The following is a 14,536-nucleotide window of genomic DNA, read 5'->3' as shown; positions in this document are numbered from 1 at the left end:
AAACATGCTGGACACTTTACTAATAAATATCGGTCAATTACTAACAATGGATCAAGAAGATGGCTTGTTAAGACGGGAAGCGATGAACACGCTTCCTGTTATTGAAAACGGTGTAGTTGGAATTGAAAACGGCGTAATTACTTTCGTTGGAACAGCGGAAGAAGCAAAAGGGCTTCAGGCGAAAGAAGTTATTGATTGCGGCGGGAAAATGGTTTCTCCTGGTCTTGTTGATCCGCACACTCATCTTGTATTTGGTGGATCTCGTGAAAATGAAATCGCACTAAAATTACAAGGAGTTCCGTACCTAGAAATTTTAGAAAAAGGCGGAGGTATTCTTTCAACTGTAAATGCAACGAAGCAGGCGTCGAAAGAAGAACTTGTTCAAAAAGCGAAATTTCATTTAGACCGTATGTTATCTTTTGGTGTGACAACTGTAGAAGCTAAGAGTGGTTACGGATTAGATGACGAGACGGAATGGAAACAATTAGAGGCAACTGCACAATTACAAAAAGAGCATCCAATCGATTTAGTTTCCACATTTTTAGGTGCTCATGCAGTTCCGAAAGAGTATAAAGGTAGATCAAAAGAATTTTTACAATGGATGTTAGACCTACTGCCAGAAATGAAAGAGAAGCAATTAGCTGAATTCATCGATATTTTCTGTGAAACAGGTGTGTTCTCTGTAGAAGAATCAAAAGAATTTTTATTAAAAGCGAAAGAGCTTGGCTTTGACGTGAAAATCCATGCAGATGAAATCGACCCTCTTGGTGGTGCGGAAGCAGCAGCTGAAATTGGTGCAGCATCAGCGGACCATTTAGTTGGCGCTTCTGATAAAGGAATTGAAATGCTTGCAAACTCTAATACAGTAGCGACTTTATTACCAGGAACGACTTTCTATTTAAATAAAGAAAGTTTTGCACGTGGACGCAAAATGATTGATGAAGGTGTAGCAGTTGCTTTAGCTACAGACTTTAACCCAGGTAGCTGTCCAACTGAAAACATTCAGCTTATTATGAGCATTGCGATGTTGAAACTGAAAATGACACCAGAAGAAGTCTGGAATGCGGTAACAGTTAACTCTTCTTACGCAATTAATCGTGGTGATGTAGCTGGGAAAATTAGAGTTGGTCGTAAGGCAGATTTAGTTTTATGGGATGCTTACAATTATGCTTACGTACCGTACCATTACGGCGTAAGTCATGTAAATACAGTGTGGAAGAACGGTAATATCGCATATACAAGAGGTGAACAATCGTGGAGCACGGCCACTATTTAAAGAAAAATGCAAAATTTATTGATCGTGAAGTAACGAAATGGAGTGAGATGATTAAAGATTGGGAGGAAGGCGTAGAAATATTCGGTGCAGCCTTAATTGGTGCACCCCTTTCTAAACCATCTATTAGTCATTCAGGGGCATGTTTTGCACCGAAAACAATTCGTGCGATGTTAGATGCATATAGCACGTACGCAATTACAGAAGAACACGATATGAAAGAAAGTGTTCTTCATGATTGCGGTGATATTACGATGCATGTGACAGATATAAAAGAAAGTCATAACCGAATTGCGAAAACAGTTGGTCACTTGACGAAAGTAAATCCGAAAATGATACCGATTGTTCTTGGTGGTGACCACTCGATTAGTTTCCCGAGTATAACAGGTTTTGCAAATAGTAAAGGAAAGGTCGGTATTATTCAATTTGATGCCCATCATGATTTACGCAATTTAGATGATGGTGGTCCGTCAAATGGTACACCGTTCCGTAGTTTACTAGAAAATGATGTCATTACAGGAAAACAACTCGTTCAAATCGGAATTCGTAATTTTTCAAATGCACGTACGTACCATGAATATGCAAAAGAGCATGGCGTGACAGTGTATACAATGAAAGATGTAAGAGAGCGAGAAATAAAAGATCTTATTTCAGAAAGTATTGAAGTATTAAGAAAACAAGGTGTGACTTCTATTTACATTTCTCTTGATATGGACGTATTAGACCAAGCGTTTGCGCCAGGCTGTCCAGCAATTGGCCCTGGTGGAATGGATAGTACAACTTTACTTGATGCAATTGAATTCCTTGGTAAAGAGCCACTCGTTCAAGGGATGGATATAGTAGAAATTGATCCAACTCTTGATTTTAGGGATATGACGAGTAGAGTAGCTGCGCAAGTGATTATGAGTTTTCTGTTAGCACGAGAAACGATTAGTAAACAGGTTAGTATATAAGCGAAGAATTGTGTGTGAAGTTTTGAAGTAACCGTTTGTGTCTTTCATGTTGCACATTATATAAAAATACATCGCTACTTATATGTAGCGATGTATTTTTTGTTTTACAAGGTATATAAAATTGGAGGAAAAGGTAACAAAAATGCGGGTTCTTTAGTGTTTCTGTACAAATTGAATTTTTATGTGTAAATAAATTGACATGGAAAATATTTTTGTGATATTATAAAAATTTTGCTAAAAAAATAAATGTGTGTTATGCTTGAGAAGGTTACCATATATGGAGGTGGATTATTTGTTTCAAATTGGCGATAACATTGTTTATCCAATGCACGGAGCAGGTATAATTAAAGCCATAGAAGAAAAGGAAATTTCAGGGGAAAAACAACAGTATTATGTTATAAAAATGTCGGCTAGTAATATGGAAGTAATGATTCCTATGGGGAAAATATTGAATTCAAATATACGACCAGTTACAGATTTAAAGGCATTAACACACTTAATAGATGTTTTTCAACATGGGGAATCAGATAGATTACTTACGTGGAAACAAAGGTATAAATTGAACACTGATAAAATAAAAACGGGTAAAATACAAGAAGGTGCTGAAGTTGTACGTGATTTATTGCGTATGCAGAAAGAAAAAGCACTTAATGCAAGCGAAAAGAAAATGTTAGATAACGCACATGAATTTTTGATTAGTGAACTGGGATTAATTGAAGGTATCACAGAAAATCAAATAAAAAGCTTTTGTTAAGATTTATTACAAATAATGTATTACATCCCAAAAAAGATCTTGAATTTTTTGGGAATATAATTATAGAGAATCAATCATTTCAAAGACATTCAACTCTTTCAAACCACTTTTAGAGCATTAACCTCTTTTGTTACTACTACAATCAAATCCATTTTTATTTTTTAAATTCTTTTACGAATGTTCGAAGTTTCATTAAATACTTCGATAAAATAGTTACTTGATTTTTGCAATCCTGATTCACACTGGCACGGACGAGGAGCCGTAAGGATGAAAGAGAGGTAGGGCTTTCATTGTTTTAGGTATATATAAGTTATTATTTTTAGAAGAATACTGAACCACTCTCACTTCTATTGTTAAGTAATTTTTTATATGTGAAGAGATAATAATAGTTTATATTCTTTATATAAAAGAGATAAACGAATTGTTAGCCATATATGGTCAACTAAAAAAGGTTTCCTGCTTAGGAAACCTTTTTTAATTTTATTTATATCATTCTATTTTTTTGATATTCGAATGTTTTATGGTAAAAGCGTATAAATTGACGTTACTATCTAAAAGTAAGTATGATGCGATTATAGTAAGATTTTTTTAGGGGGAAGAAAAATGACAAGTTCAAATAATAAAGCGGCAAGTATTTATGAAGGAACAAATATAAATGCTTGGGGATCTTTTGAAAATATTGAAAAGACGAAGTTGTTTGATTCGATTCAAATTGGATCTTGGTCTCTTCGTAATCGTATTGCAATGGCACCGATGACGAGATGTTTTGCAGACAATGAAACCGGAGTAGTTGGCACTGACGTAGTAGAGTATTACCGAAAACGTGCCGAGGATGGGATTGGATTAATTATTACAGAAGGAATTGTTATTAGTCCGAGAGCAAAAGGAAACCCAGGAGTACCAGGGATTTATACACAAGAACAGATCAACTCTTGGAAACCGGTTACGGAGGCAGTACATAAAGAAGGTGGAACGATTATTGCTCAAATATGGCATGTTGGACGCATGAGTCACCATGAAATAATTGGTGGTCAATTGCCGCAAGCACCGTCAGCCATTGCTGCAGAAGGGAATGTTCCACGTTTTCGTAAACCGTTTGATACACCAGAAGAAATGACAATAGAAGAAATAAAGAAAGTAATTGGTCAATATGCACAAGCTGCGAAGAATGCGATAGAAGCTGGATTTGATGGTGTAGAAATTCACGGTGCACACGGATATTTAATTGATCAATTTACTTATGAACTTGCGAATAAGCGAACTGATAAATACGGCGGTGATTTAAAGCAAAGATTAACGTTTATGAAAGAAGTTGTTCAGGCTGTAATTGAAGCAGTTGGAGCTGATAAAACACTTCTTCGCTTCTCTGCCTTTAAAGGTGATAACCCTACTTATATGTGGGAAAATCCTGAACTTGCGCTTGAAACGTTCGTAAATATGTTTAAAGAAGCGGGGTTAACGATGATCCATCCTTCAACGATGAATTATACGCAAGTGATTGCTGACGGAAAGAATTTTCATCAACTAGTAAGAAAATATTGGGATGGTACTATAGTTGGAGTAGGTAATTTGAATCCGAAAGAGGCAGAAGAAGCACTACAAGAAGGAACAATTGATGTAGCAGCATTCGGAAGACCGTTAATTGCTAATCCAGACTTTGTTCATCGCATTAAACGTGCTGAAAGTTTAGTTGAATATGACGCGAAAGAGCATCTTGTAACATTAGTGTGAATAAAGATAAAAGGAGAACACATCGAGTGTTCTCCTTTTATTATAGAATTTCATAGGAGGAAGCGGAATGAGTGAAACGCTACTCGTTATTATTAGTATATTGCTCTTTTTGATGTTACTTTTAATCATCTTTTTTATCATTACATTTTTTGTAAAAAAACGGACGCATCATTCTATATTAAAACTGCATCCATACTTAGGGAGAATGCGCTATTTACTTGAAAAGATAGGGCCTGAATTTCGGCAATATTGGTTTGATCACGATACGGATGGAAAGCCTTTTTCACGTTATGATTTTCAAAGTGTTATGTTTTTAGCGAAATATCGCTCTGAAATACTTGGTTTTGGATCGAAACGAGATTTTGAAGTTTCTGGCTATTATATTGCTAATACATTGTTTCCGATATTAACTGAGGAATTAAGTGTGAATCTATTGCAAGAGCGAGAAGGTAAAAAGTATGTGATTCATAAAGAAGGTTTATTTTCAAGAAGAGAAAAATTGACAGCGGATACAACAAATCTTTGGCTGTATGAAGAAGACGATGCAATTATAGTCGGTGAAAACCGAAAATATCCGTGGAAGCTACATGGAATGTTTGGAGCATCAGCGACATCTTACGGTGCGATTGGAGAAAATTATATTTTAGCGAGCGGTTTTGGTGCGAAAATGGCAGGTGGATCATGGATTAATACTGGAGAAGGGGGTGTAATTCCAGAACATTTACATACAGGTGCGAATATCGTTGCGCAAATTGGTCCAGGGTTATTCGGATACCGTGATGAAGACGGGAATTTTTCAATGGAGAAATTTATGGATAAAGCGAAAGAAAGTAATATTAAGGCGTTCGAGTTGAAATTTGGGCAAGGTGCTAAAATACGTGGTGGCCATCTAGAGGGACAAAAAGTAAATGAGAAAATTGCTTCTGTTCGGAACGTACGAGAAGGGGAGACGATTAATTCACCGAATCGATTTTCATTTTTAAAAAATGCAGCGGATACACTTTATTTTATTCGAAAGTTGCAAGAAAACGGCGGTAAACCAATCGGGATGAAAATTGTAATTGGTCAACAGGAGCCTTTGGAAGATTTATTAGAAACAATGAAAGAATTAAACATCTATCCAGATTTTATTACAATCGACGGTTCAGAAGGTGGATCAGGTGCAACATATAAATCGATGGCAGATAGTATGGGGCTTCCGCTTATACCGGCATTACTTACATTTATTGATACGGCAAATCATTTTGGTGTCAGGGATAAACTAAAGGTGTTTGCCTCCGGGAAGTTAATCACACCAGATAAAGTGGCGATTGCTTTAGCTATTGGTGCAGATGCTGTAAATTCAGCACGCGGATTTATGATGGCGAGTGGTTGTATTATGGCGCTTCAATGTAATTCAGGACAATGTCCATCTGGGGTTGCAACTACGAATCCACACTACCAAAAAGCATTAGATCCGTATGAAAAGAAATGGCGAGTAATGAACTATGTTATTAGTATGAGATATAGTTTGTTTTCATTAGCGGCAGCAGCGGGAGTGAAGAGTCCGCGTCATTTAACGAGAGAGCATATTGTGTTTAAAGATGAAAGCGGAAGAATCGTTCCACTGTCGGAATTGTTCCCTATAGTAAATAGAAGATAAAATATATGCGTTAAAGGTCATACGTTTGTATGACCTTTTCTTTGATCATAAAGTTAATCAAAGAGAAATAATTAAATAAGGAACTTATTGACAATAAAAAACAATTAACATATAATAAATCTCGAATCAAAGATAAATTTTGAACGTTATATAAATAGTAAAGATGTTCTATAATTTGAAATAACATATATATTTTTTGGAAAACATCTCGAATTCAAGATAACTTTAGTTCCGTGAACACTGGTGTGGTAATTTTTTTGGTTAATATCTCGAATTCAAGATAAAATTATTATGATGGATTTTACTTTGTGCTATGGGCAAAATGAATAATGAATTTTAGTGTATAAACAGTTTTTATAACGAAATGAAGAAGGAGTGGGCGAAATGGAAAAGAAAACAATGGGGATACATCATATTACAGCAATCGTAGGTCATCCACAAGAAAATGTAGATTTTTATGCAGGTGTATTAGGATTACGTTTAGTAAAACAAACAGTGAATTTTGATGACCCAGGCACGTATCATCTTTACTTTGGGAATGACGGAGGAACACCAGGAACTATTATTACATTTTTCCCATGGGCAGGTGCTCAGCAAGGTGTTATTGGAGATGGTCAAGTAGGGATAACTTCTTACGCTGTACCTAAAGGTGCTATGGGATTTTGGGAAAAGAGATTGGAGAAGTTCAATATTTCGTATACAAAAATGACTCGCTTTGGAGAAAAGTATTTGGAATTTGATGATCCGCATGGTTTGCATATAGAATTAGTAGAAAGAGAAGCGGGCGAATTAAATACGTGGAGTTTTGGAGAAGTTACGCCAGAAGTAGCAATTAAAGGATTTGGCGGTGCTGTCCTTTTATCTGCACAACCTCAAAAAACAGCTGAATTGTTAGAGCATGTTATGGGTCTTGAGAAAATTGGAGAAGAAGGTGAATTTGTTCGATTCCGTTCTTCTGCTGACATTGGAAATATTATCGACTTGAGGTTATCAACAATCGGACGTGGTCAGATGGGTGTTGGTACAGTTCATCATATTGCTTGGAGAGCGAGTGACGATGCCGATCAACTAGACTGGAAAGAGCATGTGTCTCGCTTTGGATATGGTGTAACCCCTGTACAAGATCGAAATTATTTTAACGCAATTTATTTTAGAGAACACGGCGAAATCTTATTTGAAATTGCAACAGACCCTCCTGGTTTTGCCCATGACGAATCTTTAGAGACGATGGGTGAGGAGTTAAAGTTACCGGACCGATATGAACAACATAGAAAACAAATTGAACAGACACTCTTACCATTTGAAGTGAGAAATCTAGACTAAAGTGATTGAAAGGGGAAAAGGAATATGATGAAACATGTTTTTCAAAAAGGAAAAGATACATCAAAACCAGTATTGTTATTGCTTCATGGCACAGGAGGAAATGAATTAGATCTATTACCGCTTGCAGAAAGAATTGATCCAAAAGCTTCTGTATTAAGCGTTCGTGGAAATGTATTAGAAAATGGGATGCCTCGTTTCTTCCGCCGATTAGCAGAAGGTATTTTTGATGAAGAGGATCTTGTTTTCCGTACGAAGGAATTAAATGAATTTTTAAATGAAGCAGCAAAAACATATGAATTTGATAGAGATAATATCGTAGCTGTTGGGTATTCAAATGGAGCAAATATTGCAGCGAGTTTATTATTCCATTATGAAAATGCATTAAAAGGTGCTATTCTTCATCATCCAATGGTCCCAAGAAGAGGGATAGAACTTCCTAATTTAGTAGAGAAAGCAGTGTTTATTGCTGCTGGAACAAATGATCCAATTTGTTCATCTTCTGAGTCAGAGGAATTGAAGATGCTATTAGAAAATGCAAATGCAAATGTAACAATGCATTGGGAAAATAGAGGGCATCAATTAACGATTGGTGAAGTAGAGAAGGCAACAGAATGGTATGAAAAAATGGCTTCACAGGCATAAATGATAGACAAAAAACGGGTATAAAATCATAAAGATTTTATACCCGTTTTTTATTGTGATTTAAGGGGTTAAAGGAGAATAGGAAAACTATGTTTAAATATAAAGAAAAGTAAAGGGGTTCCTGTTTGTTAATGAACAGGAGTGTGGATTTTTTTAATAATGAGGGGGAAACTATTAGATGGCAAACTACGAAAATGAAGAAATGCTAACGGGAGGGAATGTTTCAAACGTATATCGTTCGGAAGATACTGTTCGACGAGAATTAAAGAAAGGCAGTACCAAAATTCATAAGTTATTAAATCATTTGGAAAACAAAGGTTTTAGTTATGCACCAAAGTTTTTAGGTATTGATGATAAAGATAGAGAGATATTATCATTTATTGAAGGGAAAGCCGGTAATTATCCTTTAAAAAAGTACATGTGGTCTAATGATGTTTTAAAAGAAATAGCGAAGATGCTTCGGCTTTATCATGATGCTATGAGTGATTTTCCTTTATCAGATGATTGGAAACCGATGGATAATACTCCAAATAATATAGAAGTTGTATGCCACAATGACTTTGCAATATACAACATTATTTTTAATAACGAAAAACCAGTAGGTATTATTGATTTTGATGTTGCGGGTCCTGGACCAAGACTTTGGGACATAGCCTATACTCTTTACACTTGTGTCCCATTAAGTAGAGTTTATTATAAGGAAACAGGTGAGGCGGTTTATTATAATTCATTACAGCATGCAGACCGTATAAAGCAAAGAGTTAAATTGTTTTTTGAATCCTATAAAAGTGATGGCATGGCCGAGGATTATTTGGAGATGGTACTTCTACGATTAGAAGGATTATGTAAATACATGAAAAGAAAAGCACTAGAAGGCGATATGAACTTCCAAAAGATGATAGATGAAGGGCATCTTGAACATTATGAAAATGATATTCAGTTTATTCGTAAACATGGAAAAGAGTGGATTTAATAAAATAAATCGTATACAAAAATAAAGCTCAGAGTCATATAGGGACTTTGAGCTTTTTAACGTATTAGTGTAGATGTTTTCCGCAATAACCCAACTACTTATAACAGATGTCTTTTACTATATTAATTTAGCATAGTTAAGAGTTTGTTACAGGCTGAGCTGTAGTAATCGGTAATTGGATATCGACAGTTGTTCCTATGTTTAATTCACTGGAAATGAATAATTTTCCGTGATGCTCTTGAATGATTTTATAGCACATCATTAAGCCAAGGCCAGTTCCTTTTTCTTTCAAGCTATAAAAAGGTTCGCCAAGACGAGCCATGCGCTCTTCAGGAATCCCACAACCTTCATCAATAATGCGTATTGAAATAAAATCATTTTCTAACGAAGCTGTTTGAATGAATATGTTACCACCATCAGGCATCGCCTCGATTGCATTTTTTAATATGTTAATAAAAACTTGTTTTAATTGATTGCTGTCACATTGAATGTCAGAAATATAATCGAAATGATCCATGATGATATGAACGCTATGCATAATTGCTGTTGGTAAAATAAAAGTTACAACTTCTTCAATTAATGCTTGTACGTTGCATGTATGAATAGATAACACTTGTGGTTTAGACATCGCCATAAATTGGCTTGTTATAGATTCCATTTGTGAAATTTCACTCAACATAACGTCCACATACCATTTATTTTCCTCATTTATTTCTGGATGTAATAATGTTAAAAATCCTTTTAATGAAGTGAGTGGGTTTCTAATTTCATGGGCAATTCCAGCTGTCAGTTGTCCTACTACTGCAAGTTTTTCGGATTTTCGTAATAATTTTTCAGTTTCTTTTAGTTCGGTAACGTCCCTTCCCATCACTATAAGACCTTTGCGTGAGCCATCAGGGTGGAAGAGTGGAACCTTTGAAATACTTAAAATTAAGTCGAAATCATCTCTATGTATAATAAATTCCTCTCCGTGAAGAATTTGTCCTTTTTGCCATGTTAGTTCATCAACTTCTTCACAATGCAAAAAAGCTTCCCGATATGCTTCGTTATATTGAATGAGTTCATTATCTCTTTTTCCATGATAAGGAACGCTATGGAAATTGAAACAAGAAAGCGCATAGTCATTCGCTTCAAGCCAGCGCCCTTCATGATCCTTAAAAATAACAAACGCAGGCATTGAATTCATTAATGTGCGTAATCGTTTCTCACTCTCTTGTAATGCTTTCTCAATTCTTTCGGATTTTTCAAGGGGTTTCATAATGGCGTATACACCTGTTAAACGGTTTTCAACAAAAATAGGAACTAATTTTGTTACGACATCTAGTGAATACCCGTCTTTATGATAAATAGAGACGATATACTCTTGTTGATTGTCAGCTGCAGTATTTTTTATGTATTGTAGTACTCGATCAGAAATATGTGCTTCTAAAATAGAAGTGATTATTTTTCGCTCTAATTCGCTAGAAGTATAACCTAATATTCTTTCAGCAGCGGGGTTAATATGTAAAATAACTCCTTCTAAATTCAATGAAATAATACTATCAGGATTATGTTCAAAAAGAGATGCATACATTTCTGCTAAAGAACGATTTTGTATATGGTTTCGTAGGCGTCCTGATACGTTTGGGTGACGCTTTTTTTGAGTAGATGAATATTTTTTACGACTCATAATATTTCCTCCGTACAACTGGCATCTAAAAAAGATGGATCTATTAATAACTATAATATAGGTTTGATGTGTATTTCTATAAAAAATGGAAATTACCGAATAAAATTTATTTTCTTGATTTTGGTAAGGGATATAAAATAAATAATAAGAGAATCTTATATTGCTTTATTAATTTTTTCTAAGTTACATGAATGTATTTTCGTTATAACATTAGAATAGAAGAGGGGGAAGGAATATGAAAAATTATATTCAAGGAATTGATCATGTACAAGTAGCGGCGCCAGTAGGATGTGAAGAAGAAGCACGAGAATTTTATGGTAATAAAATTGGTATGGAGGAAATCCCAAAGCCAGAGGAATTAAAGAAGCGTGGTGGGTGTTGGTTTAAGTGTGGAAATCAAGAGATTCATATCGGAGTTGAGCAGAACTTTAATCCAGCTAAAAAAGCGCATCCAGCTTTTTATGTTTTGAAAATTAATGAATTTAAACAAGAGTTAATAAAGCAAGGTGTTGAAATAATAGATGACAATGCACGACCAGATGTGATTAGATTTTACGTGTCAGATCCGTTTGGAAATCGAATTGAATTCATGGAAAATAAAAACTAGGTGGAGGTCCACCTAGTTTTTTACGCTTTTCTAAACAATCCTAATACTTCAACAGTCTCCGTAATATTAACGAATGCATGAGGATCAATTTCGGAAATTGTTAGTTTCATACTTGCTAACTCTTCACGAGAAACGACTGTCATAAGTACACGTTTTTTCTCGTTTGAATAAGCACCTTCACCATCCAGTAATGTAATTCCGCGTACTACAGTTGAAAGAAGTTTTTTTTTCATTTCTTCTGCTTGATTTGTTACAATCATAAGTGTAACTTTACGATGCTTCGTATGAACGGCATCAATTACTTTACCAGTTACATAAATTGAAAGTAAGCTTGTAAGGGCAACATCCCAAGTGAAGAAAAATCCTGCAATGACAACAACAACAGTATTTAATGCAATAAGGAATCCACCAAGTTTAATATCTCGCTTACGAGATAACAACATACCGATAATATCAAATCCACCAGTTGAACCATGGCAGTTAAAGACAAGACCAATACCAGCTCCGGCGATGACACCGCCAAATACAGATGATAAAAGTGGGTCTGTTGCCACGACTTTTACAGGAATATAATATAGTGCAACAGATAATACAATTACAGAGACAACTGTGTTAAAAATTACTTTTTTTCCAAGACCTATGTATCCTAAAATAAGGATAGGTAAGTTCAATACAAAGTTAATAATACCTGTGTTCACAGGGGTTGCAATTCCTAAAATAATAGCAATTCCGCCAATTCCACTACTTAAAATTTTATGGGGGATAAGGAAAAGATTAAAGGCAATTGCAATAATAATAGAACCAAAAATAACACCAAGAAATCTGACCATCTCTTTCCCGTCCTTCACTAAATAATCATATTATTTCAAGATTATATATGAAATTGAAAGTTTTAGGGGAAAACAGTTTATTTTGGAAAATTAGATTAATCTAAATAGTTCGAGTGTTTGATAAATTGGGAGGGGATACAGATATGAAGATAACAACATACCAACAGAAGAGTCCTTTAAAACAAGAGTGTGAGGATTCATTTTTTTGTAATGAAGATAAAATGATTTATGGTGTATGTGATGGAGCAACACCGCTCGTTCCGTTTGGTGATGAAGAAGGACATAATGGAGCATACATCGCTTCGCATTTATTTGCAAGTCATTTTACTTCGTTAAGGGAGATTAATAGTTTACAAGGTGAAGTTGCAAAGGCGAATGAATTATTGCAAAATAAGATGCTAGAGTACAAGGTCGATACGAGAAAAAAAGACCATCTGTGGTGTACATGTATTGCAGCAGTTCAAATAAAAGGCGAGAAACTTGAATATGCACAATTAGGTGATTGTATGATTGTTGCAATACTTCAGGATGGAGCGATAAGAGTATTAACAAAAGATACAGTTAAGGGAATTAGTAAACGTGCAAAAAAGAAGAGAGAAGAGGATCGTAAAAAAGGATTACAAGTCCCAGAAGAACATGTTTTTCAAGATGTTCGGGAGCAGTTAAAATACAACCGCTATCTTGCAAATGTGCCAAACGGTTACTCAGTTGCAAATGGGATGAAAGAGGCAATGACTTATTTACAACATGGGGAATTACATGTAGCTGATGTAAGTGGGATCTTTATTTGTTCGGACGGATTGTTCCATCCGGAGTGGTCGTTAGAACAAATTGTGGTATATATAAGAAAGAATAGTATAAAAGAATATGTAGCAATCATTGAAAGGCTAGAAGGAGAAAATAGAATAAGACCAGATGATAAAACAATTATTATAATTGATTTTTAAGGGGAGGAAGTTCAAATGAAAATTAAATGTGTAAATTTAACATTTCAAGATGAATTAGTTCCTTTAGAGAAAGTAAATAAACTGATTATCCACCATACGTCAGAAGATGGATGGGATGTGTATAAAACTCACGAATTTCATCAAAAGGTAAGAGGATGGAGCGGGATTGGTTACAATTATTTTATTGAAGAAGATGGAACTGTAGTCGAAGGGCGAGGTTTACATATTGGAGCACATGCGAAAGATAATAATAGTGACACAATTGGAATATGTATGACGGGAAATTTTGATAAATATGATCCAACTACCCCGCAAATGAATTCATTATATTCTTTATGTAAAATGTTTATGAAGCAGTTTGCCATAGAGAAAGTAAATATACTCGGCCATAGGGAGTTAGAAGGGGTTACAAAAACTTGTCCAGGAAATCGCTTTTCTATGGTAGAGTTAAGAAAAGTATTATCTTAAATATAGAGGAGTAACGAATGATGATGAACATAAAAATACCAAATGATAAAAAAGAAGAGCTTGTAGCACAAATTCAGCAATTTTTCGTTGAAGAAGATTTAGATGAGATTGGACGTTTCCAAGCAGAACGTTTAATAGAAGAAATGATAAAGTTAGTAGGACCATTTGCATACAATCAAGCAATTGGAGATGCAAGAAAACTTGTAAGTGAGAAATTAACGAATATTGAAGAAGATTTGTATGTGTTAGAGAAGAATGAAGGGAAATAAAAAAAGACTAGAAATTCTAGTCTTTTTTTATTTGATTGGCAGAAAAAAACATGGAGAAAACACGGAAAGGACATTGGAAGTACACTTTTTGTTTTTAGAATATTCTTAGTTTTAAAATACTTCAGAAAGGAAGATTGTAATGAGATTAACGCCAAGAGAAATTGATAAACTGCTGGTAGTTGCTGCGGCTGATTTAGCTTATCGACGAAAGGAGAGAGGGCTTAAGTTAAACTATCCAGAAAGTATCGCTATTATTACGTATGAAATTTTGGAAGGAGCAAGAGATGGTAAAAATGTAGCGGAATTAATGGAGCTTGGAAAAAATATTTTAAGTGCTGAAGATGTTATGGATGGTATTGCAGACATGATATCAGATATTCAAGTTGAGGCAACTTTTCCTGATGGAACAAAATTAGTAACTATTCATCAACCAATTCATTAAAGGAAGTGAATGA

15 protein-coding genes are annotated in these 14,536 nt (G+C 35.0%); 13 read left to right on the top strand and 2 right to left on the bottom strand.

Going from position 1 to position 14,536, the window contains the following annotated elements:
- The first annotated feature begins 4 nt into the window (after positions 1 to 4).
- The 8 genes from hutI (at position 5) to LUS72_RS17670 (ending at position 9,291) form a co-directional block, all read left to right on the top strand.
- Positions 5 to 1,276 carry an imidazolonepropionase gene (hutI, locus tag LUS72_RS17705; RefSeq protein WP_264447586.1) on the top strand — a complete coding sequence of 424 codons (1,272 nt, stop codon included), beginning with the start codon at positions 5 to 7 and terminating at the stop codon, positions 1,274 to 1,276.
- The gene (gene hutG, locus LUS72_RS17700; protein ID WP_000399820.1) at positions 1,255 to 2,226 is read left to right on the top strand and encodes a formimidoylglutamase; all 972 of its coding nucleotides are present in this window, start codon (positions 1,255 to 1,257) and stop codon (positions 2,224 to 2,226) included. The genes hutI and hutG overlap by 22 nt, the downstream gene beginning before the upstream one ends.
- Positions 2,227 to 2,518: 292 nt before the next feature.
- Entirely contained in the window at positions 2,519 to 2,980 is a 462-nt protein-coding gene (locus LUS72_RS17695) for a CarD family transcriptional regulator (protein ID WP_170961010.1), read from the top strand.
- Between the two features lie 603 nt (positions 2,981 to 3,583).
- A complete protein-coding gene (locus LUS72_RS17690; RefSeq protein ID WP_097829101.1) occupies positions 3,584 to 4,711 on the top strand; it encodes an alkene reductase in 1,128 nt (375 codons plus the stop codon).
- 67 nt (positions 4,712 to 4,778) lie between these two features.
- A complete protein-coding gene (locus LUS72_RS17685; protein WP_264447582.1) occupies positions 4,779 to 6,353 on the top strand; it encodes an FMN-binding glutamate synthase family protein in 1,575 nt (524 codons plus the stop codon).
- 384 nt (positions 6,354 to 6,737) lie between these two features.
- Positions 6,738 to 7,676: a ring-cleaving dioxygenase gene (locus LUS72_RS17680; protein WP_097829099.1), complete on the top strand. Its 939-nt coding sequence runs from the start codon at positions 6,738 to 6,740 to the stop codon at positions 7,674 to 7,676.
- 27 nt (positions 7,677 to 7,703) lie between these two features.
- On the top strand, positions 7,704 to 8,318 hold the full coding sequence (locus LUS72_RS17675) for an alpha/beta hydrolase (RefSeq protein WP_264449073.1): 615 nt from the start codon (positions 7,704 to 7,706) through the stop codon (positions 8,316 to 8,318).
- Between the two features lie 178 nt (positions 8,319 to 8,496).
- Positions 8,497 to 9,291, top strand: a complete 795-nt coding sequence (locus tag LUS72_RS17670) for a phosphotransferase (RefSeq protein ID WP_264447579.1) — start codon at positions 8,497 to 8,499, stop codon at positions 9,289 to 9,291.
- A gap of 136 nt (positions 9,292 to 9,427) precedes the next feature.
- Here LUS72_RS17670 and LUS72_RS17665 read toward each other — a convergent pair whose 3' ends face one another.
- Positions 9,428 to 10,960 carry a BA3702 family sensor histidine kinase gene (locus LUS72_RS17665; protein ID WP_264447577.1) on the bottom strand — a complete coding sequence of 511 codons (1,533 nt, stop codon included), beginning with the start codon at positions 10,958 to 10,960 and terminating at the stop codon, positions 9,428 to 9,430.
- 235 nt (positions 10,961 to 11,195) lie between these two features.
- Between LUS72_RS17665 and LUS72_RS17660 the strand changes: the two genes are divergently transcribed.
- A complete protein-coding gene (locus LUS72_RS17660) occupies positions 11,196 to 11,567 on the top strand; it encodes a VOC family protein (protein WP_071747691.1) in 372 nt (123 codons plus the stop codon).
- 20 nt (positions 11,568 to 11,587) lie between these two features.
- On the opposite strand, the gene LUS72_RS17655 is transcribed toward LUS72_RS17660, so the two are convergent.
- The gene (locus LUS72_RS17655; protein WP_002146290.1) at positions 11,588 to 12,397 is read right to left on the bottom strand and encodes a YitT family protein; all 810 of its coding nucleotides are present in this window, start codon (positions 12,395 to 12,397) and stop codon (positions 11,588 to 11,590) included.
- Positions 12,398 to 12,540: 143 nt separating this feature from the next.
- Between LUS72_RS17655 and LUS72_RS17650 the strand changes: the two genes are divergently transcribed.
- The 4 genes from LUS72_RS17650 to LUS72_RS17635 all read left to right on the top strand — a co-directional run bounded on the left by LUS72_RS17650 (position 12,541) and on the right by LUS72_RS17635 (position 14,523).
- Positions 12,541 to 13,344, top strand: coding sequence for a protein phosphatase 2C domain-containing protein (locus LUS72_RS17650; RefSeq protein WP_097829095.1), 804 nt, complete (start codon positions 12,541 to 12,543; stop codon positions 13,342 to 13,344).
- A 15-nt stretch (positions 13,345 to 13,359) separates the two neighbouring features.
- Positions 13,360 to 13,812 (top strand): peptidoglycan recognition protein family protein, encoded by a 453-nt coding sequence (locus tag LUS72_RS17645; protein WP_097829094.1) that lies wholly within the window; start codon positions 13,360 to 13,362, stop codon positions 13,810 to 13,812.
- 17 nt (positions 13,813 to 13,829) lie between these two features.
- Positions 13,830 to 14,081 (top strand): DUF2164 domain-containing protein, encoded by a 252-nt coding sequence (locus LUS72_RS17640; RefSeq protein WP_002066602.1) that lies wholly within the window; start codon positions 13,830 to 13,832, stop codon positions 14,079 to 14,081.
- 139 nt (positions 14,082 to 14,220) lie between these two features.
- Positions 14,221 to 14,523 carry an urease subunit gamma gene (locus LUS72_RS17635; RefSeq protein WP_097829093.1) on the top strand — a complete coding sequence of 101 codons (303 nt, stop codon included), beginning with the start codon at positions 14,221 to 14,223 and terminating at the stop codon, positions 14,521 to 14,523.
- Positions 14,524 to 14,536: the final 13 nt, after the last annotated feature.

This window comes from Bacillus cereus (assembly GCF_025917685.1).
Classification (GTDB): domain Bacteria; phylum Bacillota; class Bacilli; order Bacillales; family Bacillaceae_G; genus Bacillus_A; species Bacillus_A cereus_AT.
Note: the sequence above shows the minus strand (reverse complement) of the source record. Positions and strands in the feature narration are given on the sequence as shown.